This is a genomic window from Olsenella sp. KH3B4 (assembly GCA_900111695.1).
In the GTDB taxonomy this organism is placed as follows: Bacteria; Actinomycetota; Coriobacteriia; order Coriobacteriales; family Atopobiaceae; genus Tractidigestivibacter.
In genome coordinates, this window is the sequence record FOHD01000002.1 from 223,383 (window position 1) to 245,452 (window position 22,070).

Annotated in this window: 21 protein-coding genes; 4 read left to right on the forward strand and 17 right to left on the reverse strand. The window is 63.0% G+C overall.

Features of this window, described 5'->3' with window-relative positions; genetic code table 11:
- Positions 1-68 precede the first annotated feature (68 nt).
- From BMX94_RS02920 to BMX94_RS02950, 7 genes are all read right to left on the reverse strand, one after another.
- Positions 69-797: a response regulator gene (locus BMX94_RS02920; protein ID WP_091003249.1), complete on the reverse strand. Its 729-nt coding sequence runs from the start codon at positions 795-797 to the stop codon at positions 69-71.
- Positions 788-2,386 carry an ATP-binding protein gene (locus tag BMX94_RS02925; protein WP_091003252.1) on the reverse strand — a complete coding sequence of 533 codons (1,599 nt, stop codon included), beginning with the start codon at positions 2,384-2,386 and terminating at the stop codon, positions 788-790. Before BMX94_RS02925 ends, BMX94_RS02920 begins: the two co-directional genes overlap by 10 nt.
- Before the next feature lie 12 nt (positions 2,387-2,398).
- Complete coding sequence (locus BMX94_RS02930) at positions 2,399-2,899, reverse strand: GNAT family N-acetyltransferase (protein WP_091003254.1); 501 nt, start codon at positions 2,897-2,899, stop codon at positions 2,399-2,401.
- Between the two features lie 126 nt (positions 2,900-3,025).
- On the reverse strand, positions 3,026-5,110 hold the full coding sequence (locus BMX94_RS02935; protein ID WP_177171304.1) for a clostripain-related cysteine peptidase: 2,085 nt from the start codon (positions 5,108-5,110) through the stop codon (positions 3,026-3,028).
- A 74-nt stretch (positions 5,111-5,184) separates the two neighbouring features.
- The gene (locus tag BMX94_RS02940; protein WP_091003260.1) at positions 5,185-5,613 is read right to left on the reverse strand and encodes a hypothetical protein; all 429 of its coding nucleotides are present in this window, start codon (positions 5,611-5,613) and stop codon (positions 5,185-5,187) included.
- A 120-nt stretch (positions 5,614-5,733) separates the two neighbouring features.
- A complete protein-coding gene (locus BMX94_RS02945; RefSeq protein ID WP_091003263.1) occupies positions 5,734-7,176 on the reverse strand; it encodes an SPFH domain-containing protein in 1,443 nt (480 codons plus the stop codon).
- 31 nt (positions 7,177-7,207) lie between these two features.
- Positions 7,208-7,783, reverse strand: coding sequence for a hypothetical protein (locus tag BMX94_RS02950; RefSeq protein WP_091003267.1), 576 nt, complete (start codon positions 7,781-7,783; stop codon positions 7,208-7,210).
- A 234-nt stretch (positions 7,784-8,017) separates the two neighbouring features.
- On the opposite strand from BMX94_RS02950, the gene BMX94_RS02955 reads away from it, so the two are divergent.
- The 3 genes from BMX94_RS02955 (at position 8,018) to BMX94_RS02965 (ending at position 11,694) form a co-directional block, all read left to right on the forward strand.
- On the forward strand, positions 8,018-8,392 hold the full coding sequence (locus tag BMX94_RS02955) for a hypothetical protein (protein ID WP_091003271.1): 375 nt from the start codon (positions 8,018-8,020) through the stop codon (positions 8,390-8,392).
- Positions 8,393-8,597: 205 nt separating this feature from the next.
- A complete protein-coding gene (locus BMX94_RS02960) occupies positions 8,598-10,955 on the forward strand; it encodes a LuxR C-terminal-related transcriptional regulator (RefSeq protein WP_286160000.1) in 2,358 nt (785 codons plus the stop codon).
- Between the two features lie 184 nt (positions 10,956-11,139).
- Positions 11,140-11,694: a hypothetical protein gene (locus tag BMX94_RS02965; protein ID WP_091003274.1), complete on the forward strand. Its 555-nt coding sequence runs from the start codon at positions 11,140-11,142 to the stop codon at positions 11,692-11,694.
- 138 nt (positions 11,695-11,832) lie between these two features.
- Here BMX94_RS02965 and BMX94_RS02970 read toward each other — a convergent pair whose 3' ends face one another.
- From BMX94_RS02970 to yedF, 6 genes are read right to left on the reverse strand one after another with little or no spacing between them, the layout of a single operon-like run.
- Positions 11,833-12,861, reverse strand: a complete 1,029-nt coding sequence (locus BMX94_RS02970; RefSeq protein ID WP_091003277.1) for an XdhC family protein — start codon at positions 12,859-12,861, stop codon at positions 11,833-11,835.
- A 51-nt stretch (positions 12,862-12,912) separates the two neighbouring features.
- The gene (gene selD / locus BMX94_RS02975; RefSeq protein WP_091003280.1) at positions 12,913-13,992 is read right to left on the reverse strand and encodes a selenide, water dikinase SelD; all 1,080 of its coding nucleotides are present in this window, start codon (positions 13,990-13,992) and stop codon (positions 12,913-12,915) included.
- A gap of 2 nt (positions 13,993-13,994) precedes the next feature.
- Entirely contained in the window at positions 13,995-14,801 is an 807-nt protein-coding gene (gene yqeB, locus BMX94_RS02980; RefSeq protein WP_091003282.1) for a selenium-dependent molybdenum cofactor biosynthesis protein YqeB, read from the reverse strand.
- A 34-nt stretch (positions 14,802-14,835) separates the two neighbouring features.
- Positions 14,836-15,075 carry a putative Se/S carrier protein gene (locus BMX94_RS02985; protein ID WP_072354332.1) on the reverse strand — a complete coding sequence of 80 codons (240 nt, stop codon included), beginning with the start codon at positions 15,073-15,075 and terminating at the stop codon, positions 14,836-14,838.
- Positions 15,062-16,258 carry an aminotransferase class V-fold PLP-dependent enzyme gene (locus BMX94_RS02990; protein ID WP_091003285.1) on the reverse strand — a complete coding sequence of 399 codons (1,197 nt, stop codon included), beginning with the start codon at positions 16,256-16,258 and terminating at the stop codon, positions 15,062-15,064. Before BMX94_RS02990 ends, BMX94_RS02985 begins: the two co-directional genes overlap by 14 nt.
- 15 nt (positions 16,259-16,273) lie before the next feature.
- Positions 16,274-16,885 carry a sulfurtransferase-like selenium metabolism protein YedF gene (gene yedF / locus BMX94_RS02995; RefSeq protein ID WP_091003287.1) on the reverse strand — a complete coding sequence of 204 codons (612 nt, stop codon included), beginning with the start codon at positions 16,883-16,885 and terminating at the stop codon, positions 16,274-16,276.
- Between the two features lie 197 nt (positions 16,886-17,082).
- Between yedF and yqeC the strand changes: the two genes are divergently transcribed.
- The gene (gene yqeC / locus BMX94_RS03000; protein ID WP_091003291.1) at positions 17,083-17,790 is read left to right on the forward strand and encodes a selenium cofactor biosynthesis protein YqeC; all 708 of its coding nucleotides are present in this window, start codon (positions 17,083-17,085) and stop codon (positions 17,788-17,790) included.
- A gap of 215 nt (positions 17,791-18,005) precedes the next feature.
- Here yqeC and BMX94_RS03005 read toward each other — a convergent pair whose 3' ends face one another.
- From BMX94_RS03005 to hydA, 4 genes are all read right to left on the reverse strand, one after another.
- Positions 18,006-18,578: a hypothetical protein gene (locus BMX94_RS03005; protein WP_143052258.1), complete on the reverse strand. Its 573-nt coding sequence runs from the start codon at positions 18,576-18,578 to the stop codon at positions 18,006-18,008.
- Positions 18,579-18,592: 14 nt separating this feature from the next.
- Positions 18,593-19,879 (reverse strand): ATP-binding protein, encoded by a 1,287-nt coding sequence (locus BMX94_RS03010; protein ID WP_091003295.1) that lies wholly within the window; start codon positions 19,877-19,879, stop codon positions 18,593-18,595.
- Positions 19,880-20,184: 305 nt separating this feature from the next.
- Positions 20,185-20,565: a RidA family protein gene (locus BMX94_RS03015; protein ID WP_091003298.1), complete on the reverse strand. Its 381-nt coding sequence runs from the start codon at positions 20,563-20,565 to the stop codon at positions 20,185-20,187.
- 119 nt (positions 20,566-20,684) lie between these two features.
- The gene (gene hydA, locus BMX94_RS03020) at positions 20,685-22,070 is read right to left on the reverse strand and encodes a dihydropyrimidinase (RefSeq protein WP_091003301.1); all 1,386 of its coding nucleotides are present in this window, start codon (positions 22,068-22,070) and stop codon (positions 20,685-20,687) included.

The window sequence follows — 22,070 nt, forward strand, 5'->3', positions numbered from 1 at the left end:
GCAGTCCACAAGCGCGAGGGCCTGGCCCAAACCATCCTGGGCTATGCGTCGCGCGTGGCGCCCTCGCCCTAGCCCATGCCAACCATGCGATAGCCAACGCCGACATGCGTCTGGATGTAGCGGGGATGGGCGGTGTCGGCTTCAATCTTCTTGCGAAGTGACCCCATGTACACCCGAAGCGAGGCAAGGTCACCCCCCTGGCCATCTCCCCACACCTCGCGAAGGATGTAGTCGTGGGTAAGGACCTTCCCAACGTTGTGCGAGAGGAGGCAGAGGAGCTTGTACTCGATGGGGGTAAGATGCACCTCGTTGCCAGCGAGCGTCACGATTCCCGCGTCATAGTCGATGCGAAGGTCTCCGTCCTCGAAGACAGACGGACTGGGGGTGGCCGCGGCATTGGCCGCTCCCGAGTAGCTCAGCCGGCGAAGGGTGCTGCGAATCCGGGCGAGAAGCTCCCCCACCGAGAAGGGCTTTGTCACATAGTCATCGGCACCGGCGTCCAGGGCGTCGATCTTGTCGGCATCCTCCGCTCTGGCGCTCACGACGATGATGGGCATCTGGGACCAACCACGTATGGAGCGCACGACCTCCACGCCGTCGATATCGGGAAGGCCAAGGTCGAGGAGGACCAGGTCCGGGTTGTCTGTTGCAGCCCGAGCTATTGCCTCACGGCCGGTAGCTGCAACTACGTGCGCGAAGCGATATGAGTCTAGAGCGGTCACGATGAGGTTGCGCACCGCGGCGTCATCCTCGACCACGAGTATTCTGGGCTGGTCGTTGGCGCTTGTCACCGGCATTCCCCTCCAGACAGGTCCCGCGCGGGGAGCGTGAAGGCGAACACGCACCCATGCGGAGTTGCGGAATCAAGCCAAATCGACCCGCCATGAGCCTCAACTATGGACTTGCAGAGCGAAAGCCCGAGACCAAAGCTCCTGTGACCATCGGCGAGGCCCTGATCCACAGTATAGAAGGTATCGAAGACTTTGCTGCGGTCCTCGGGTGGTATCCCCGGGCCATCGTCCGAGACGCTGGTTTCCACCCACTTGCCGGCTCTCCGCAAGGTAATCGTGATGTGCGAGCCAGCCGGCGTGTACTTCACCGCGTTGTTCACCAGGTTCACCACCACCTGCACCATGAGGCGCGCGTCCACGTCTACCAGGCAGTCACCATCCGATGGCTCAACGACGAGCGAATGCTCCGAGACGCGTCGGTCCACGTGGCGAAGAGCCTCCTCGATGACGTCGTCCATGAGCTCGAGGTTGGTGCTGAGGCGCATTCCCCCATTCTCTAGGCGGGTGATCGCCAGGAGGTTCTCCACGGTTTCGCCAAGCCAGGTCGCGTCGGACCTCACGCCCCCGAGGAGACGACGGGACTCCACGTCATCGAGGGACCCATCCCTGTCGAGAAGAATGTCGACGCTACCGATGATCGAGGTCAGGGGCGTCCTCAGGTCATGCGAGATTGAGCGGAGAAGATTCGCACGGAGCCTTTCCTTCTCCGCACTCATTTGAGCTTGTTCTCGTTCCCTTAGTGCTCGGATGCGACCCAACGCAAGCGTTGCTTCCCCCACGACTGCCGAGGCAACGCCTCTTTCTTTGGACTCGAGGGGTCGGTCGCCCACAAGAAGGCCCATGACGCCCTCAGGTGGATGTGCGTCCCCCACGGGCAGGTACAGTCCAGAGGCGGAGGAGAAGCGGGGCGTGCCCTCTCCCGCAGGCTCACCATTCTCGAAGGCGCGCATTGCAACCGAGGGCTCAGTGAGGACATCAAGGCCCCCAGCAGGACTCTCTCCTCCTGGAGAGAAGCTCCGTCGAGGCTCGACCTTCTCGCCCGTAGACTCATACCAAACCACATCCCGGTCGAGGAGTTTGGAGAGCTGGGCACCTGTCGCTTCAAGGACATCCGTAGGGCTCTCGAGACCCTGGAGCATGTGGTCTGTCTCGAGGAGCACCCTCAGGAGCCTGGAGGTCTCCTGCTCTCCTCGAACCCTTTGTCGCAGTTCTACAGATACTTCACTCGAAACAAAGGCGACAATGCACATGACGATGAACTCTCCGGGATACTGGCTGCCCCATGCCGCAAGGGAGAGTCGCGGTGACGTGAAGAAGTAGTTGAACGCGAGCACCGAGAGGGCGGTAGAGATCACGCAGAGGGCACGACTTGTTGTGAAGAGAGCGACCAACTGCACGGAGAGCACGTAGACCACAACAATTGGCGCGTCACCCATCCCCATGGAGTCAAAGCCCATGCCTACGGCCGTGGCAATCGCAAGGAGCCCGATCGTGACGATGGCGTCGACAAGGCGGCGGGTACCTCGAGACAGCCTTCCGCGGAACTCGACAATCGACGAGAGGCGCCCGAATCGGGCGACAGATTCGCTCCTCATCGCTCTGGCCCCCTATGCCTTGGGACCGCAGTATACGTAAGCCAAACGCTCATCGCCGTTGCGGCCCAGCTTGATGACACCGCAGTACGAGAACCCCCTGCTGGCGAGAAGGCCCTGCATGGGCCTGTTGTCGCGATGGGTGTCGACGTGGAGGTTGCGTCCATGCTCTAGTGCCCAGTCGAGCATGGCACCGCCAACCCCCTGGCCCTGCCGCAGAACCGCAAAGCGATGCACCAGGTCATACGGCTCGTCGTTTGGCCAGGCGCCCTCGTAGATACGCGCGTAGTCAGGCTCCGGCCCGGGGAGGAAGGCAAAGCAGCCAAGCACCTCGTCATTCTCGTCCACGCAGACGCGCAGAGCGCCCGTGGCAATGTCTTGCTCTACCAGCTCTCGAGGAGGGAAGCTGTCGCCCCACTGGTTGGGATTGCCGGCTTCTCGCATGAACGCGCGTGCGCTCTCGTAGACCGCAAGGGCGTCGTCGAGGTCAGCGGCGGTTGCTGGACGTATGTGCATGGTGGCTCCTAAAAGTAGGGTCATTACAGGAAAGACCCGGCTGCGAATTCATCGCAACCGGGCGAGAACGGTCCTTTAGGCTTGATTCTACTCGTGCGTATGAGACAAAGGGACTGTCCCTTTGTCTCACTGCTCCGTGGTCAAGACCTCGGTGTCAACCTGGGAGCCATAGACCGTGGTCAGCGTTCCCCAGAACAGCACGTCGGCATCGCCGGCATCCTGGTAGCGCACCTCGACGTTAGATGGGTCGGACACCGTGATGACGTTGCCTTGAAGGGTCTCGACCCAGTTGCCTTCGGAGTCGAAGTAGTCAAAGATCGGCGTCAGCGTGTCGCCCGCCTTGAGCTGGCCCAGGCCACGACCGAGGACGTAGCCCTGCCCAGACATGCGGTAGCCCTGAACGTACCCCATGGTCTCGCCCTCGCCGCGCTCGCTCGCCGTGGGCCAGCTCACCACCAAGTCGATCCGCTCTTCGCCGTTGAGAATCGCCGGAATGGTTCCGGAGTAGCGAATCTCGCCATCCTCGGTCTCCTCGGGTGCGTCGCAGTAGAACGAGAAGAAGCTGCCGTCGATCGAGAGCCACTCGCCGTCAAAGTCCACCGCGATGTTCTCGTCATCCGTTACCTGGTAGGCATCGTCGGTGCCCAACATGAGGTAACCGTCGCCATAGTTCTGCATGACCGTAATCTGGAAGTACGAGAAAGCATCCCACAGGTTGTCATCCATCTCCACAACCCAGTTGGAGCCGTCCCAGGCAAGCTCAAGCTCGTCGGGAAGCTCCTGGTAGGAGAACTCGCTAGCGAGGTCCTCGAACCAGCCCTCGGACGAGAAGGACCCGTTTGCATAGCTGTCGCTCGATGATGACGCGCTTGCCGCCGTGTCCGAGTTCTGGGCGACCTGCGCACTCGCATACAAGCTCACGAGGCCCAGGCTCGATGTTGTGGGAGAGTTGCCCATGACACTCAAAAAGTAGTCATAGAAGACAACGGGCTCTGTATAGCCGATGTCCTCAAGAACCTGACGCACGTCAGAGTACTGGGGGACCTCGGAGTACGGGAAGTACATCGCAAGGCCGTTGGAGCCCGAAGACGTGTTGCTTCGATACTTGACGCAGCTCGCCACCGCCTCGGACACGTCGTCTGTCCCCTCGAAGTCCGTGCGGTCGATCATGTCAACGAGGTCGACCTGGCCGACGGAGTCCTCTGCATAGGACTTCGCGCGGGAGCGGGCGCCAGACATGGTCGTGAAGAGGTCGTTGTCTGCCCTGATGCTATCGGCAGCCTCATCGAGGAAGGTTGACAGGCGCTCGTAGACACGGCTTATCTCGCGCAGGTCGATGAGGGAGAGCGTCGTGTTATCATCGCCCGTTTCCGCGTAGTGGGCCGAGAAGTCGTCAATGATCGTCCTGCCAAGATCTGTCGTGGCAATGGAGGGATCAGACCCCAGCCGATTGAGGAAGCCGGTCCACGACCAGCCGTCGCCAGGCTCGGTCTCCTCGGAAGCAACGAGGTAGTCTGCCACGGGCTCCATGGCCCAGGCGCACTCGACCGTGGCCATGAGGCAGGCATCAAAGCCCACCATGTCAAACGTCACGCCGCTCGCCTTTATGGCGTTGCGGAGCTGGGAAAGCGTGAGGGCGGAGGCATCGGGGTAGTTCTCGTCATAGCCAAAACCGCCGATGGTGCCGCCGCCATGGTCCCAGAAGATGAGGATGTAGCGGTCTGCAGGGCGCTCCTCGGCCGCCCACGAGCAGAAGTCCGCAACCTCGCCCTCGTCGAGCATCGTAGCTTCCCCGGAGTTCTGGACGAGTTTTGCCTCTCCGTTCTCGAGAACCCAGCGCTGGCGCGTAGACGGGTCGGCCTCGGACGAGAAGGACCACTCTGACGCCCCACCCGTCTCCAAGACCACGTTCACGTTGTCGCCGAGGTCCGCCTCGAGCATCTCCTCGATGTCGGCGGATGCGGCGCCGTAGCCGGACTCGAGGTCCGACCCACACATGTAGACCATCACCGTGGCACTCTTTGCCGAGGCGACGTCCACGTAGTAGTCGCGCAGGCCCGCCGTGCTAAGGTCCGTTCCCGAAATACCCGCAGGTGCAACTGCAGGCTCATCGTCCGCGCACCCCACAAGCCCTAGGCACGAGAGAGAAAGGATGCCCGCCAGAGTAAGCGTGGCTAATCCGCGCGTACTCCACATCCTGCTCTTCGTCATCTTCATTCTCTCCTTGCGTGCCTAGGGATGCGTTGCCTTGCGACATGAGACAAAGGGAAACTCCCCTTGTCTCATTACGCGATGCCCTTCCTGGTCTGGATAACACCGTAGAGGTAAAGCGCGGGCAGGATGATGCCGACAAACGCATTTGCGATGGAGCCACCGTCACCGGTGCTGATGGCGCTCACGATGCTGTAGATGCCGTAAATGACGCTGATGATGCCAAGGACGAAGGCCAGGGTGTTCTTGTCGTTGCGCTTGGACGCGTTGAGGCCAACGACGCCCACGAAGAGGTTGAGAAGGCCGCCGATAAACGCCACGATGCCAAGGACTGCCGCAACGCCTGCTGCGATGCCCACCATGTCATCCGACGAGGCGATGAAGACACCCATCATCATGAACAGGCCAATCACAAGGTTGACGATGGCAAACACGATCATGATGATCGAAGCCACGCGCAGTACGCTGCTGCCAGAGGCCATGCTGTTGCTGTTCTGATTCATTAATCTCTCCTTTGCGAGTTTCAAGCCGAGGGCCCGTTGCCCTCCGCTTGCAGGAATGGTACGGAGCTGCATTTGCCGGCGCGTCATACCGAAGTATGACTGGCACCTGAGAGCGCTTAGTTACTCGACGTCGTTGGAGTCGAAGCGATCGCCGCACTCGGGGCAGAACTTGGGCGGGTGGGTCTGGTCCTCCGGCACCCACCCACACTTGTCGCAGCGATAGCGCGGCTGGGGGGCCGGCTGCGGCTTGGGCGTACCGCACTCCTGGCAGAACTTGCTGCGGTTGGCGGTACCGCACGAAGGGCAGGTCCAGCCTTCGTCGTCAGATGCTGCGGGCGCTGCGGGTGCCGCCGGAGCAGCATCAGCAGCGGGCTGCGGCGCGGCGCCCCCCTGCGGAGCCGGCCCGTCCGGATAGCCGCCCTGAGGCGCGCCGGGGTAGCCGCCCTGCCCCTGTGGGAACCCGCCTTGACCACCCTGCGGATAGCCGCCCGGGCCGCCTTGCGGATAGCCCTGTCCACCCTGCGGATAACCGCCACCGGGGTAGCCGCCCTGGCCCATCTGGAAGAGCTGCTGGGCGTTCATGCCACCCATACCGCCTGCCATCTGCGCCATGTTCATGCCGGCAAAGCCCACGAAGGCACCGGCATCGTTGCCCGCCGCCGTACGCATCGCATCGCCCTGCGCGGAGGCGAGGTTCGCTGCGGCCATGCGCGGGTCGCGCATGACGGCCGTGCGCTGGAGCTCCTTGATGGTCTTCTCGTCCTCTGGGTCTGCCGCAATGGCGTTGACGCCAAACGCCACGATCTGGATGCCTCGGGTCTCTCGCCACTTCTTCGAGAGGATGTCCGAAAGCGCCTGGGAGACCTCCTCAGTGTGCGCCGGTACGGCCGAGTAGCGAATTCCCATCTCGGAGATGCGCGCGAACGCCGGCTGCAGTGCCGTGAGCAGCTCGCTTCTCAGCTGAGAGGCAATCTGGTCGCGCGTGTACTCGTCCTCGACGTTGCCGCATACGTTCTGGTAGAACAGCAGCGGATCGGCGAGCTTGAACGAGAACTCGCCGTTGCAGCGCACGGCAATGTCCATGTCGAGGCCGATGTTGTTGTCCACCACGCGGAAGGGCACCGGCGTTGGGGTGCCATAGCGGTTGCCCATAATCTCTTTGGTGTTGAAGTAGTACACGCGCTGGTCAAGGCCAGTGTCGCCACCAAAGGTGAAGCGCTTGCCAATGTTCTTGAACGTATCGACGATGCTCGAGCCGAGATTGCCCGCAAAGACGGAGGGGGCGGCCTTGGAGTCGTAGGTAAACTCGCCCGGCTCGGCGCAGAAGTCCACGACCTTGCCCTGCTCAACGATGACCATGCACTGGCCATCGTTGACCACGACAATCGAGCCGTTCGAGATGATGTTGTCGTCACCTTTCGTGTTGGAGCTGCGAGACCCAACGCGCTTCTGGCCCTTTGCGCACAGGACGTGCGCGTCGAGCGACTCGCAGTAGATCATTTCCTTCCACTGGTCGGCGAGGTTGCCGGTGAGGGCACCGAGGGCCGCCTTGATGAGTGCCATGGGAAAGCCTCCTTACTTGTGATGCCTCGCGCTACTCCTGCAGATCGCGCATCACGCGGGCCACGATCTTGGCCTCATCGCTGGACATGATGAAGGGGTGACCGCCGATGATGACCTTGCCCCCGTTTCGCTCAATCCTGCAGTCGTCGTAGTCGTCCCAGTCGACGAACGCGGAGTCCCCGTCCTCGTCGACCATGTAGACTCCCGAGACGGTCACGGCAAAGCCGACCTTGCAGCTACCGAAGATCGTGGTGTCGACAACGCAATAGACCTCGTCGGCGTCATCATCGTCGATGCCAAAGTGCTTGACGGCCGCGTCAATCTTGTCCGGGTTGTCGTCAAGCCGGTCTCCGAAGTACGCGTCGGACAGGTCGGACTCGTCATCGACGTGCTCGTCGTAGGCGTCCCGGAAGAACTGCTCGAAGTCGAAGCCCTCCTCGTCGTCCTCCTCGTCCTCGACGTCATCGGAGACTGCCGCAGCCGTCTCCGCCTCGCCGTCCTTAAGCTTGAAGACGCTGTCGCAGCTGGTGCAGCGGCCGTAGACGCCGTTGCCAAACGGGACGACATCACCCATGCAGTTAGGGCACTTCATCGAGATTGCTTCCATGATCATTCCTTTCAGGCAGGGGGTGGGATTTCGTGCGTCGCCGTGATTCTAGGAAGGCTGGAAGCGTCCTACCTCATACCAAAGTATGAGGGTCAAATGCCGTAGGTCGATCGTGCGCTGCAGACGGCACCTCATACTTTGGGATGAGGACATGCGATGTTCGTAGCGGCAAACTGCGCTCAATCAGGCGGATCAGGGTACCGCCTCACGACCATCGTGGATAGGAGTTTTCTCATGGCATTTGGATTCAAGCTCAAGACCGTCAAGACCAACGAGAGCTTCGAGAACTACCAGCAGCTCTTCGACCGTATCAAGGACGTCGACTTCACCGCGGGCAAGCCTGAGCTTGTGAAGAACGGCTTTGCCGACGTAATCGTGTTCCCGCCCCTCGACCGTCAAAACCAGATCTGGGTCATGCTCCAGGGCAAGAACAAGATCATCATCCAGAAGAACCAGGTGGTGGGCGTTACCGATCAGGCCATCAACGCTGCGTTCGACGCCGTGACCGGTGGTCTGTTCTCCGTTGGTTCGATCATGGGGAAGAACGCCAAGAACATCGAGAAGCTCGTCGAGACCACGGCCTCCGAGCTTGAGGCGCTCAAGCTCTAGCTCCTGGACTCAATGCTGACGCTGGACACCTGAGCAGAATTCGATATCCTCCCCTCCGTACCCGACCGACGTGGTCTATCTTGGATAGGCGACGGTCGGGTACTTGCTGTTCGCGGGGAGAACGCAATGCCTGCGCCTTGCAGAACCAGTGGCGAAGGCATCTACGTTGCAAATTGCTATGAGATGGTGGTTGACCTTGGTAAAGATGGTTGCCCTCGAGCTTGACGAATATCTGTGGGCGCAGTGGAGCTGCACGCGCTTGGCGTTTATCTGTGCGCCCTTGGGTTTTGGCAAGACGGAGTTTGCCCGCCGTATGCTCCAAGGTCAGAACACCCTTGAGGTCGACGCCGAGAAGGACGACGTCACCAAGCTCGTAACCACACGAAACGCCAGCAACTACGATGCCGTTCTCTTGGACAACATCCATGATGACCTCTCGACTGAAGCAGGGTCGAAGCTCTCGTCCGTCATCAGGCAGTGCGACAGCACGCGCTTTGTCTTCACGTCCCGTGCGCCGATGCCCGGATGGCTCACCCCATTCTTCGCCAAGGGCGAAGTGCTCGTCGTGACCACCGAGGACCTGTACGTTTCGGACACTGACATCGCACACCTCCTTGCCGCGAACAACCTTACAGCCACGCCCGAGCTTGTCGATAAAGTTGCCGACGTGACGTCTCGTTATCCCATGGCGACATCGCTCGCCGTTGCCCACATGCTGCGCGGTGATGGCGACACCTGGGAGAGAAACCTCTTCGACGAGGTGATGTGCTACTTCGATGCAGAGTTCAGGCGGCGCTTTAGCCCCAGGGTGCAAGATCTCCTGATGCTCGTCCCCTTCTTCGACCACATCGACAAGGATCTGGTCTTGGGGGTGCTTGGGGAGGAGGACGGCAAGGAGCTTCTCGACGTACTCCAGCACACCACATGCTTCGTCACCCCCGAGGGTGACGCATGGGCGGTAAACCCGGGCGTAAGGAAGTTCTTCGAGTGGGAGCGTACGCGCCGGCATGACGACGCCTCGTATTATTCCGTCATCGACCACGCAGTCGACTACTACGTGACGCACGGGAGCTACATCAGGGCCCTGGAGCTGTGCTCGCGCACGAAGAACAACAAGCGCATGCTCGCCATCCTGGAGGAACACGCAAAGCTCAACCCCGGAAACGGCAGCTATTGTGAGCTCGAACGCTACTATCACGCCTTGCCCGAGGACATTGTGCGCGAATCCCCCAGGCTCATGCGCATCATGAGCCTCATGGACTCCATGCTCATGGACACTGTTGGCTCCGAGCGTTGGTACTCGGAACTCGAGGACTACGCACATGCGCCCCAGCGCACGCGCGAAGAGCTCAAGCTCGCAAACGCCAACCTCGCGTACCTCGACATCGCGCTGCCCCACCGGCGGCTGACCAGTCTCACCGACGCCGTGGCCGCACTCGCGAGGGTCAATGCCAGCAACGATCCCGAGCTTATGCCGTCCATGACAAGCGCAATGCCCAGTGTCATCAACGGCGGGCGCGACCTCAGCCCCTGGGTTTCCTCAGACGAAGAGACCTGCATCCTCATTGGCAAGCTAGCCGGGCGGGCGCTTGGCAGGCTTGCCGTGGGCTGCACCGAGGTGGCCTTGTGCGAGAGCAAGTTCGAGAAAGGCGAGGATGTCACGCCGTACGTCTCCAAGGTCAACGCCGTCCTCCCCAAGATCAGGCGTAATGGAGACCCCTCTGTCGAGTTTGCCGCAACGGGCATTGAGTGCAGGAACCTCGTCGACCAAGGTGACGCGCGACAGGCACTCTCCCTTCTCGACCTCCAGCGCAGGCACCTGTTGCAGGTGAAGCCACACGAGTGCGGGCGCATCATCGCAAACCTCGATGCCATGCGCTGCCGCATCTGGCTGCGTTTGAACCAGACGGAACGCGCTCACGCATGGCTCGAGGAGAACGAGCCGGACCTCTCGAAGCCCCTCGACTTCCTGAACCGCTACATCTACAAGACCGTGAGCCAGGTGCTCATCTCGGAGTGCCGCTACGACGAGGCCCTGCGCCTTATGTCCACGCTCAGCGAATACGTGCAGTCCCGTGACATCTTCATTGACTTCATCAACTACAGCGTCCTTGCCGCAATTGCCACATGGCGAAGCAACAAGGGTGACTGGAAGGCATGGATGGTTCGGGCACTCAACATGGCAAAGCGCTTTGGCTATGTGCGCACCATCTCGACCTACGGGGCTGCCGTGCTGCCGCTTCTCATCGAAACGCAAAAGCATGCCGAGGAGATGGGCGTCGACCCCAGCCAGGTGTCACGTCTCATCAAGGCCGCGCGCGTGCAGGCAACGCATTACCCCAACTTCATGGCTGTGCCCTCGGGCCCGACGGAGCCCCTCACCGACACGGAGCTCCAGGTGCTACGCCTTATCTGCCGCGACAAGAGCAATGCCGAGATTGGCGAGATCTTGAGCATCAAGCTCCCCACGATGAAGACGCACGTGAGCCACATCCTCACGAAGCTTGATGTGAGCCGTCGTTCGCAGGCCGCAAGCGAGGCCCGCCGCCTTCACCTCGTGTGAGGCATGAGACAAGGGGACAGTCCCCTTGTCTCATGCCTCTCCACCAATCTTTCATTTTGTTTTGCCGTCTCATACTTTGGAATGATGTAGACGCATCTGCCTTTCCATAGGATTCCTTTCAGCAGCTAGGGCACGCCCTGCAACAAGCCCAGCCAATCAGATTCTCTGAGAGAAAGGAATCACAATGCTCAGCAGGAACCGCATCGTCACCATCGGCCTCGCCCTCGCACTGGTCGCCTCCCCTGTCGCCCTTACGGCTTGCGGCGGCTCCAGCTCCTCTGACTCCGAGAGCACCGCTACCGAGGCAACCACGGACAACACCGCATCGAGCGAGTCCACAGCCACCGATAGCTCCTCCAGCACCCAGAGCTACTCCATCTCCACCAGCGAAATCACCGAGGCCTACATGGGTGCCTCCGAGGCCGGCGAGACCATCTACTACGTGGGCAACAGCGACGGCTCCAAGACCGGCATCTTCTTCCTCGACGCCGACAACATGGCGAACGTGAGCTTCATGGGCCCCGCCACCGTGACGCAGCAGAACGGCGAGAACCTCATCACCATCACCGACGAGCTCTCCGGCAACACCCTCACCTTTGGCGTTACCAACAACGATGACGGCACCATCACCATCGACATGGGCAACGAGCTAGGCAAGGCCATCCTTGCTCAGGCCGATGTCGCTGAGACCGTCAACGCCATCAAGACCATCCAGACCAACACCACGTCGGTCCAGTAGGCTCGCACCCTACGCATTTCTCGTCTCCCCCTCCCTCGGGCCTTCCCAGCCCTTGACCCCCGGACGAACGCGACTCGGCCGGGGGCCATCTTTTACAAACAGGGGCGGGAACCCTAGGCGAGTAGAACAGTGGCACCGTTAGTGCTGGTGTGGCCTCTCGGACACGGGGCGTAGCTCCGCGCGGCAGCGGATCATCTCCGCCGCAATCGAGATGGCAATCTCGGGAGGCGTCACCGCAAGGATGGGGTCACCGATGGGCAGGTGGATGCCCTCGTCGACCCACGTGGGATCAACGCCGCGCTCCTTCAGCGTCTTGCGTGCGAAGGCCGCCTTGCCACGGCTGCCAATGCAGCCCACGTAGGCAGGACGCACGCGCGAGACCTGCTCGAGCACATCGATGTCCCAGGCATGCCCGTGCGTGGTAACCACCACGTAGTCGCGCGGCGTCACCTGCACCTTCTCGCCAAGCTTGGTGAAGTCGCCGAGCACCACGCGCTCCGCTGTGGGGAAGTCTCCCGAGACCGCGACGCCCTCGCGATCGTCGAAGACCACCACTCGAAAGCCCACACTGGCAAGCACGGGCGTGAGGGCACGGCCAACGTGGCCGCCGCCAAAGATGTAGGCAATGGGGTCAGGACCAGCCGGCTCTGCGTAGACTTTGGTCTCCTCGTCCCAAAGGGTGGTCTCGGTGGTGGCGCGCGGATCACCCTGCGGTAGCTCGTCGAGATTTGAAAGCTCGACGGTGATATCCGAGAGGTTCGCCCAGCTCTCGGTAATCACGAAGGGCTTGCCGGAGCGCAGGCGCTCAAGCAAGTCACCCAGCACGCCCTTGGCAAACGCCGGCTCCCACAGCTTCACGCCCACCAGTGCGTCGCCGCCGCAGGCCATGCCCGTCTTGGCGTGGGTCATCCACTCGAGCTGGTTGGGCTCCTCGCCTGCCAGCACGCGCTGGCACCTCTCCTGCATCTGCTGCTCTATGCGGCCGCCGCCAATGGTGCCCAGCCAAGTTCCGTCGGCGAGAAGCGCCATACGCGCACTCGCGCCACGCGGCATGGAGCCGCGCGTAGCGAGGATGCTTGCGAGGGCAAACGCGCGCCCCTCCTCGGCCTCCTTCAAGAGGCGTCCCACAAAGATGATGTCACGCAGGGTCTCGTGCGAGTCTGTCATGGGGTTCTACCTGCCATTCATTTGTTTGGCGTTGTGCGTGTCAGGACGTTTCTACCCAGCGTAGCTCAGGCGGATGCGCGACCCGCCGTCGTAGGCCTCCACGCGGCCCACCACGCGTGCGTCCGGAACGCGCCCGTCGGCGAGAAGGTCGGCAAGCAGGGAGTCCGAGTCTTCTGCAGCAACCGCCACCAAAAGCCCGCCCGAGGTCTCCGGGCAGAACAGGAGATCGGCGAGGTCCTGCGGCACGTTCGTCGCATCCGCGGACGCCTCCGCAAAGTGGCGGTTACGATACATTCCCGCAGGCAGAATGCCCAAGCGAGCCCAGTCGCGCGCGTGGGTGAGAAGCGCCGGCGCCTTGGCGTCGATCACCACACGCACGTCCGCGCCCTGCGCCATCTCGAGCGAGTGTCCCATGAGGCCAAAGCCCGTGACGTCTGTCGCCGCATGGACGTCGTGACGCACGATAACGTCGCGCGCCCAACGGTTGAGGCACATCATCTGGCGCTCGGCAGCCGCGACATCTGCGGGATCTGCCAGGCCGCCCTTCTCGGCAGTGGTTATGACACCCACGCCAAGTGCCTTGGTAAGCACAAGCACGTCACCCGGGCGTGCGCCGGAGTTGGTAAGCATGCGGTGCGGGTCCACAAAGCCCGTGACGGCCAGGCCGTACTTGGGCTCCTCGTCGTAGATGCTGTGGCCGCCCACGATGGAAGCACCTGCCTCGTAGACCTTCTCGTAGCCGCCGCGCAGGATCTCGTGTACAACGTCGGACGGCATGTCCTCGGGCACGGCCATCACGTTGAGCGCCACCTTGGGCTCGCCGCCCATGGCGTATACGTCCGAGAGCGCGTTGGTGGCGGCAATGGCGCCGTAGGTGTAGGGATCGTCGGCGATGGGCGGGAAGAAGTCGACCGTCTCGACGATGGCCACGTTGTCCGTCACACGGTAAACCGCAGCGTCGTCGGACTTGTCGAAGCCAACCAGGAGGTTGGGGTCGCGCTGGACCTTGATATCCTTGAGGAGCTTCGCGAGCTCTCCCGCTCCCACCTTGGCACCGCAGCCCGCGCACTCCGCGAGCTTGGTGAGCTTGACGTCGTTGCCGCCAGCCGATGCCACGTTGTTCTCGGCCATCGCTATCCCTCCAACCTGTGCGAGAAGTGCAGCAGCGCCTCGAGGACGCCACCGCCCACGGCCCGTGCCTTATCCGAGACGCTGAAGCAGTGGCCCACCTTGCAGCGCGGATCGATGTCTCCGGACTTCATTCCCTTGGTGACGGGGCAGCCCTCCTGTAGAAGGCCGCGAAGCACGCCGTCGATCGTTGCATAGAGGGGCTCTCCCGAGACCTTGGCCACAAGGTCGCCCTTCTTGACCTGGTCGCCGATCTTTGCGATGGGCTCGAAGGGGCCGTCTGCCGGCGCGCGCAGCACGCGCTCGGTGGTGAAGCCGCCGATGTTTCCCGGCACGCCGGTGTTGGGGATGGGCGAGCCGTCGTAGATAACGCGCCCAAGGTAGTGGCCGCGCTTGGTCTCGATGGCAGCGTGGCAGTCAGCGCTCGAGTTCTCGCCAGCGTGGAAGCCTGGCCCCACGCCAATGACCACGGGCGCCATGTCCTTGGTGGTCCCCAGGTTCTCCTTGGCGAGAATGGCGTCGACCACGGCCTCGGGGGCCAGCTCGGGAATGCTCTCCCCCTTGGGATCAACCAGCACGGCGATGGTCCCGGTGGCCGCGACCTTGGCAGCCTCGGCCGCGCTCTCGCAACGCACGGCACGGATGCCCTCGACCTCGGCATCGCCCAGACGCACCGCCTCAGAGAAGCACACGGTGCGCCGCACCGAGGTGGGCACCGCCACGTCCAACATCACGATAGACGCCCCCGAGCGGTGAAGCCGCACGGCAATGCCCGAGGCGATGTCTCCCGCCCCTCTCACAACAACCAGCATGTCTCCCCCTCCATCCAGCTAGGAGCAGGTGCCCCTAGAGTTCCAGCTCGTACAATCCGGCGCAGGTAAAGCGCCCCTTCGCAAGCCGCTCGAAGTCGCCGCGCGCCTCGGGCGGCATGGACCAGGCAAGGCCGCAGTCCGCACGGATGCTCACGGGCGTTGGGATGATCCTTCCCGCAACGCCAGCCTCCTTGCAGGCCGCCTCGCAGGCAAGCGCCTCGTGCGTGGAGTCAAACGACGCCACCACGCGTGGCTCGCGCCTATGCCGTGGCATCGTCGCCCTCCCCCTCCGAGGCCAGCTCTGCCAGGGCCGAAAGTGCCGCGTCCACGTCACCCTCGGTGGTGAAGCACCCAAACGAGAAGCGAACGGCACCCGTGTCCTGCGTCCCCAGCGCCCGATGCATGCGCGGCGCGCAGTGGCCGCCCGCGCGCACGGCGATGTCGTAGTCGTGGCCAAGCGCGTCTGCGACCTCGGAGGAGTCCCAGCCCGGAAGGTTCACGCTCACGACCGGCGCGTGGTCAAAGCCGGTGGCGAGAAGCCCCTGCTCCGTTGCTGGGAAGTCCCCGTAGACCGTGGCGCCCACGCGCCGCGCGCCCGCCACGAAACGCCTCACGAGCGCGAGGTCGTGGGCGTGGATGGCGCCGAGGCCCTTCTCGGCAATCCATGCAGCCGCCGCCGAGAGGCCCGCGATGCCGTGGCCGTTGAGCGTGCCAGCCTCGAGGTGCTCGGGGTAGCCTGCGGGCTGGCCCTCCTCGAAGGAGAGAACGCCCGTGCCGCCGCGCAGCACCGGGTGCACGTCCGCGCTGGGTGCCACGGCAAGGCCGCCCGTGCCCTGTGGGCCCATGAGGGCCTTGTGCCCCGTAAAAGCCACGAGGTCTATGCCCAGCTCGTCCATGCATATGGGACGCGCGCCTGCGGTCTGCGCGCAGTCGAGAAGCACCGACGCACCCGCGCCGTGGGCCGCATCGACCACGCGGGCAAGCTCCTCTCGCGAGAGGACGTTGCCGGTGAGGTTGGAGGCATGCGTGAGACAGACAAGGTTCGTACCAGGCACTATGGCGTTTATCAGGGCATCTATGTCCAATGCGCCGCGGCGGTCCGCCGCCGCAAAGCTGAGCGTCACGCCCCTCTCGTCACGCAGGCGATAGAGCGGCCGCAGGATCGAGTTGTGGTCCCAGTCCGTTGCCACCACGCGGCCACCGTCGGGCACCGTGCCCAGGATGGCCATGTTGAGCGCCTCGGTAGCGTTGGCAGCAAAGACCAGACGCTCGGGATGACCAAAGCCGAGAAGCGCCGAGACCCGCTCCCGCGCAAGGGCGATGGAGCGGGCGGCTGCGAGCTCTGACTCGTGGGCACCGCGGCCGCACGAGCCAAAGGTGCGCAGGGCATCCGCGACGGCGTCAATCACGCACTCCGGGCGCTGGTGCGAGGTGGCGGCGCAGTTGAGGTAGATCATGGTGCCGGCCTTGGGCTACAGCGTGGTGACGCCCGGCTCGCCGGCCATGACCTTGGCGATCTCGTACAGGTTGGTCACGCCGCCCACGGCGAGCTTCTCGCGAATGCCGTAGAAGTCAAGGCAGGTACCACAGGTGAGGATCTGCGTGCCGCGGCTCTCGAGCTCCTTGATGTCCTCGAGCGACTCAGAGCCCTCGCAGGTGAGGTGCGCGCCGCCGTTGAAGAAGATCATCTTCTTGGGGACGGAATCGCCGTGCGCCAGGGCGTAGATGAGGCCCTTCATGAGGATGTGGCCGAGCTTCTCGTCCCCACGACCCATGGAGTCAGTGTCAACGGCAATCACGGAGGCGCCGGTGGCTGGTAGGTCGCAGAAGGCCTGGGCCTCGGAGGCGGCGTTCTCGGAAGCGCTCACCTCACCGCGCGGGGTAAGGGTAAGGGTGGTCTCGTCGCCGGAGGCGGTGGTGGTGAGGTCGCAGTTCTTCTCGGCTGCAAGGCGCGTGAGGTTGCCCAGGGCAACGGAGTCGTTGACGACGACCTCGAGGGACTCGCCGGCGGCAAGCTTGGGCAGGGCCTCCAGCGTGAGCACGACGGGCTTGGGGCAGGTGAGATTGCGTGCGTCGATCTTCATGGTGACTCCAATCTGTTTGCCGACGGAGCACTGCGACTTTCGTTGGGTGACGTCGAGCGTTAACCACATGAGTGTATAACGTTAGGGCGAAAGAACCGTGAGACAAAGGGACAGTCCCTTTGTCTCATCCGATATGCTGTGAGACGGGGATGTTCTCTCGCCTCATTAGAGCATATGACTTTTTGTAAGGGTTCCTTATGAATCTTACGGATTTGCTGCGAACGGATAGCGGGGTTCTCTCAGTGGTGGGGAGCGGCGGCAAGTCGACTCTCGTGAACGAGCTTGCGCGCGAGCTGGGCTGCACGGTGGTTATCGCCACGTCCACCCACATGCTTGCGCCCGAGGGCTGCCCGCTCCTGCTTGACGCCACGGAGCTCGACGTCGAGCAGGCGCTTTGGTACACCCGCGTGGTCTGCGTGGGGACTCGCGCGAAGGGTGCCGACGGGGCTGCCGGAAAGCTGTGCGCGCCTTCGCTGGGCTTTGGGACGCTTGCCGTCCTCGCCGACCGCGTGCTGGTGGAGGCCGATGGCGCACGCAGGTTGCCCCATAAGGCGCACGCGGCACACGAGCCCGTGGTACCGACCGAGAGCAGCCAGACCATCCAAGTGGTAGGCGCGTCTGGCTTTGGTGGGCGCGTGGGTAAGGTTGTGCATCGGCCGGAGCTTATGTGTGCGGCGGTGGGCTGCTCCCAAGCCGACGAGTGCACGCCCGAGCTCTATGCGCGCTTTGTCGCCACCGAGCACGCGGCGGGAGTGGTGCGCGCGGACGACATCGTGGTGAACCAGGCCGACGACCAGGCCGGCATTGAGCTTGCCGCGCGGTTTGCCGCAGCCCTGCGCGCATGCGGGGACGAGACGCCCGTCGCCGCCGGCTCCGTGCGCGAGCACCGCCTGGAGCGGGTATAGCCGCGCTGGGCGCGGAGTGCACGGGCCGCGGGAGGCGTCCCCGCGGCCCGTGCCTGGAAAACTGCGGGTTAATTGCAGTCTTGGCGGGTGGCTTCAAGAAAAACCGCAGGTAGATAGCTCGGTCCTTCTCGGCAACGTGCAATTAAGTCGCAGTTTTCCCGGGGACTAGGGGGAACGGAGGCCGGGGGGAGAACGGAGGCCGAGGGGCCTCGGTCCTACGCCGCCGCAGGCAGGACGCACGCAATCACAACGCTCACCATGCCGATAAGTGCCAGCGGAACGCACCCGTCGACAAACGACGGCAGCGGGTCAAGACGGTAATAGAGCACATAGCACACCAGGCTCACGACGAACCCCACCGCAGCAAGCACCGCCACGAGCGTGGCCGCACCGGTCTTTCCCGTGCCTCCAAGCGCCAGCGCGCAGAGCACCTCCATGCCAAGCCACGCCACAAAGAGCACAAGCTCGGTAGTGGGTTGACGCTGGAACACGCGCTGCGTGATGACGAGAAGAACCAGGTAAAGCACAACGGAACCCACCAGGCATTCGACCACAGCCCCCGTTGGAGCCAGGCCCGCCGCTCCGCCGCAGACGCGCGTTGCTCCCAGGACGCCGCATGCCACCGCGCCGAGAATCGCCACGATACCGACGGTTCGCAGCGCTCCTCGCGCAGAGTCCCCGCCCACCTTGGGCCAGAAGAAGATGGCCCACCAGGCAAGATACAGCGAGCAGCACACTGCCATGAGTACGTGCCCCTGCCTCATCTGCGCAAATGCAATGGCGTCCACGGTAGCCTCCTGCTCTACCTGCCCAAACATCCAATGGGAATAACGTACACCCCATCACTCCTACGGTACGACCGCTCTCCAAGTCCAACGAGAACAGCGAGAAACTCCGGCTCACGGGTCCGAGCCAGCGAGTTTCTCTCCAACTTGTCACGGATTCGCAGGAGATTCTCGGCGGCCTCATCGACCTTGTTCTCTCCGAGCTTTACCTCGATTGCGCCCCATCTCCCGGCTGCGTCCTCCACTATGGCATCCGCCTCAAGCCCATTGTCATCGCGATAGTAGTGGACGGGGTCCTGAGCTGCTTCGGGAAGCGCGCGGGCATACACGGACAGGTCCCGCATACAGAGGTTCTCGAACACCAATCCAAGTGTCTGCCAGTCGCTCTTGAGCGACTGCTCGTTCATCTGGAGAAGCGAGACCGCCAATGATGGATCTACCAGGTAGCGCTTGGGGCTCGTACGAAAGCGCTTGGGAGAACGAGCGGGAGGCTCCCATCCGCGGATGGAGAGCACCAGATAGAGCGATTCGAGAAGCGCCGTATAGTTCGATATTGTCGCCAGCGACGCGGCGTCTGCATTCTCGGACTCTCCGTACATGTCCCGGACCATGGTCTTTCTTGTGACTGCCTGCCCAAGGTTTCTCGCAAGGCTTCCCAGAAGGCGCCTGGCAACGTCAGGGTTCCCGCCCTTCGAGGGAACACTCTGCTCGATAGTCGCGTCCACGTAGTCTCGTGCGATGCGAAGCGCACGGATGGGCTTGATTCCTATCGCCTCTGGCCACCCTCCGCGACAGCACAGGGATACCAACCTGTCCGCAGTCATGCTGCAGGTAGCATATGCAAACTTGCCCTCAAAGAGCGCCGCCAGGGACACCTCTCCCGTGGAGTCTCCAGACTCTTGGAGCGACATTGGGAGCATGCGCACCCTACCAATGCGACCCGCGCCGCTGTGATGAACCTTGTCCTTCGCAGGTGTGGATGACCCAGTGAGAATCCAGAGGCCCCTTTCCCCAGAAGCATCGTCGACCTCATGGCGCACAACATCCCAGAGCGCAGGTGCGAGCTGCCATTCGTCAATCACATGCGGACGCTCGCCAACAAGGGCTGCCATGGGGTCCGAGAGCGCAATGTCCAGGTTCTGTCCCTCGTCCAGATAAATGATGCTCTTGGCATGCCTCCGCGCCGTCCAGGTCTTGCCACACCACTTGGCACCCGCAATCTCGATCGCCCCATAGGTCGCGAGGCACTCGTCAACCTCGTCGTCGACAATGCGTGGCAGATATCCCGCTGGCGTCACCGACATGCCTTTCCTCCTTCACCATCTACTGCATGGTTTTCTGTGAGTATTATCACCCTTATCTAGCTGCTATGTTGTCGGATTCCGCGATTCTCGTTGTCACTTTCCGCGTTTTTCGTTGTCGGATTCCGCGATTCTCGTTGTCACTTTCCGCGTTTTTCATTGTCGGATTCCGCGATTGTTGCTGTCGGATTCCGCGACGCTCACCGTCACTTTCCGCGATCGCAGCCATTCCGCGGTGCAAAAACGGGCGGCACCGGCTCCAGCCAGCACCGCCCGCCTTGCGAGCCCAAGCCCTGGACCAGCCAGGCCTACACCCTCGCAACAGCCTTAATCTCGACCCTGCCGCCACCGGGAAGCGCGGCAACCTGGAACGCCGCACGCGCGGGATACGGAGCCTCGAAGAAATCGGCATAAATCTCGTTCATGGCACCAAACTCGTTGATGTCAGCGAGAAGGACGGTGGTCTCGACCACGTCGGCCATGGAGGCGCCGGCGGCCTCGAGGATGTTCTTCAGGTTGGTCAGGCTCTGGCGGGTCTGGCTCTGGATGTCATCGCCGGCGAGCTTGCCGGTGGCAGGATCGATGCCCAGCTGGCCGGAAACGTTGATGGACCCGTTGGACACAACGCCGGCAGAGTAGGGACCAAGCGCCTTGGGAGCCTTGTCGGTGACGATGGCGGTCTTGCTCATGAGAAACTCCTTCGCTTCCTGCCCGCTTACGCGGACGACCAATGGATGAGAGAACAGAGGGACGAGACGCCCGCGGCAAAAGCACCGGCAGAAAAACGCGCCTGCGTCGGCACGCGCCTCTAGCGAGCCACGTAGCGCCCGGGCTTCTCGCCCGTGGGCTCCCCGTCACGCACGGCCAGCGTGCCGTTCACAAAGACGAGCTTGGCGCGGCCATGCGCCTCGAAGCCCTCGTAGGTGGTGTAGTCAACGGCCTGGTGCTGGTTGGCCGCGCTGATGGTCCAGCGGGCCGTAGGGTCCCACACGCAGATGTCCGCGTCGGAGCCAGCGGCAAGCGCACCCTTGCGCGGGTACATGCCAAACACGCGCGCTTGGCCTTCGGAGAGCAGGTGCAGGTAGTCCATGGGCCCGAGCTGCCCCTCGAACGTGGTCATGATGAGGGCCGGCCTGTGCTCGACGCCAGGTCCGCCGTTGGGGATCTTGGTGAAGTCCCCGCGGCCGCGGTCCTTCTGGCCATGCAGGTTAAACGAGCAGTGATCGGTCGAGATCTGGTCGACCTCGCCGTCTGCCACGGCCTCGCGCAGTGCCGCGATGTCCGTGGGCTTGCGCAGCGGCGGGCTCATCACGTACTTGGCGCCGGCAAAACCGTCCTCGCCCTGCTCAAGGTAGCGGGTATCGTCCAGCAGCAGGTACTGCGGGCAGGTCTCGAGCGAAACGCGCACGCCGCGCTTGCGGGCGGCGCGCACCTGCTCAAGGCCAAGCCTGGTCGAGCAGTGGACCACGTTCACGCGGGCGCCGGTGAGCTCCGAGAGGTACATAAGGCGGCTGATGGCCTCGGCCTCACACTCGGCCGGGCGGCTCAAGGGGTGCCCCTCGGGTCCCGTGATGCCCTTGGCAAGCACTCTGCGCTGCAGCTCGTTGACAAGCGTGCCGTTCTCGCAGTGCACACAGAGGATACCGTCGAAGGGCTTGATGGCCTCGAGCACCTCCATGGTCTGGGCGTCATCCAGGCGAAGGTGGTCATAGGCGAAGTACGTCTTGAACGAGGTGATGCCCGCCTCGCGCATGTCGGCGATCTCCTCGCGGGTGTGCTCGTTCCAGTCCGCAATCGCCATGTGGAACGCGTAGTTTGCCGTGCAGGTGCCGTCGGCGCGCTTGTGCCACTCGCCGAGAGCCTGGTGAAGGGTCATGCCCTTGTCCTGCGTGGCGTAGTCCACAATGGTCGTGGTGCCACCGCAGGCCGCAGCGCGCGTGCCGGTCTCAAAGCTGTCCGCGGTCCAGTCCATGCCCGTCCAGCACTGCATGTGGGTGTGGGCGTCAATAAAGCCCGGGTAGACCCAGCAGCCGGAGACGTCAAAGACCTCCGCATCCGCCAGCCGTGCCTCGCCGACGCCGCCGGGGACAACGTCCGCGATCTTGTCACCCTCTATGACCACGTCGCCGAGAAAGACGCCGTTCGGTGTGACTAGCTGGCCGTTTTTCAAGATCTTGCGTGCCTGCTCGCCCAT

Excerpts from the sequence above, each read along its gene's own strand:
- BMX94_RS02920 (WP_091003249.1), bottom strand. The coding sequence starts at position 797 with ATGCCGGTGACAAGCGCCAACGACCAGCCCAGAATACTCGTGGTCGAG.
- BMX94_RS02925 (WP_091003252.1), bottom strand. The coding sequence starts at position 2,386 with ATGAGGAGCGAATCTGTCGCCCGATTCGGGCGCCTCTCGTCGATTGTC.
- BMX94_RS02930 (WP_091003254.1), bottom strand. The coding sequence starts at position 2,899 with ATGCACATACGTCCAGCAACCGCCGCTGACCTCGACGACGCCCTTGCG.
- BMX94_RS02935 (WP_177171304.1), bottom strand. The coding sequence starts at position 5,110 with ATGACGAAGAGCAGGATGTGGAGTACGCGCGGATTAGCCACGCTTACT.
- BMX94_RS02940 (WP_091003260.1), bottom strand. The coding sequence starts at position 5,613 with ATGAATCAGAACAGCAACAGCATGGCCTCTGGCAGCAGCGTACTGCGC.
- BMX94_RS02945 (WP_091003263.1), bottom strand. The coding sequence starts at position 7,176 with ATGGCACTCATCAAGGCGGCCCTCGGTGCCCTCACCGGCAACCTCGCC.
- BMX94_RS02950 (WP_091003267.1), bottom strand. The coding sequence starts at position 7,783 with ATGGAAGCAATCTCGATGAAGTGCCCTAACTGCATGGGTGATGTCGTC.
- BMX94_RS02955 (WP_091003271.1), top strand. The coding sequence starts at position 8,018 with ATGGCATTTGGATTCAAGCTCAAGACCGTCAAGACCAACGAGAGCTTC.
- BMX94_RS02960 (WP_286160000.1), top strand. The coding sequence starts at position 8,598 with ATGGTTGCCCTCGAGCTTGACGAATATCTGTGGGCGCAGTGGAGCTGC.
- BMX94_RS02965 (WP_091003274.1), top strand. The coding sequence starts at position 11,140 with ATGCTCAGCAGGAACCGCATCGTCACCATCGGCCTCGCCCTCGCACTG.
- BMX94_RS02970 (WP_091003277.1), bottom strand. The coding sequence starts at position 12,861 with ATGACAGACTCGCACGAGACCCTGCGTGACATCATCTTTGTGGGACGC.
- selD (WP_091003280.1), bottom strand. The coding sequence starts at position 13,992 with ATGGCCGAGAACAACGTGGCATCGGCTGGCGGCAACGACGTCAAGCTC.
- yqeB (WP_091003282.1), bottom strand. The coding sequence starts at position 14,801 with ATGCTGGTTGTTGTGAGAGGGGCGGGAGACATCGCCTCGGGCATTGCC.
- BMX94_RS02985 (WP_072354332.1), bottom strand. The coding sequence starts at position 15,075 with ATGCCACGGCATAGGCGCGAGCCACGCGTGGTGGCGTCGTTTGACTCC.
- BMX94_RS02990 (WP_091003285.1), bottom strand. The coding sequence starts at position 16,258 with ATGATCTACCTCAACTGCGCCGCCACCTCGCACCAGCGCCCGGAGTGC.
- yedF (WP_091003287.1), bottom strand. The coding sequence starts at position 16,885 with ATGAAGATCGACGCACGCAATCTCACCTGCCCCAAGCCCGTCGTGCTC.
- yqeC (WP_091003291.1), top strand. The coding sequence starts at position 17,083 with ATGAATCTTACGGATTTGCTGCGAACGGATAGCGGGGTTCTCTCAGTG.
- BMX94_RS03010 (WP_091003295.1), bottom strand. The coding sequence starts at position 19,879 with ATGTCGGTGACGCCAGCGGGATATCTGCCACGCATTGTCGACGACGAG.
- BMX94_RS03015 (WP_091003298.1), bottom strand. The coding sequence starts at position 20,565 with ATGAGCAAGACCGCCATCGTCACCGACAAGGCTCCCAAGGCGCTTGGT.
- hydA (WP_091003301.1), bottom strand. The coding sequence starts at position 22,070 with ATGGGCGAGCAGGCACGCAAGATCTTGAAAAACGGCCAGCTAGTCACA.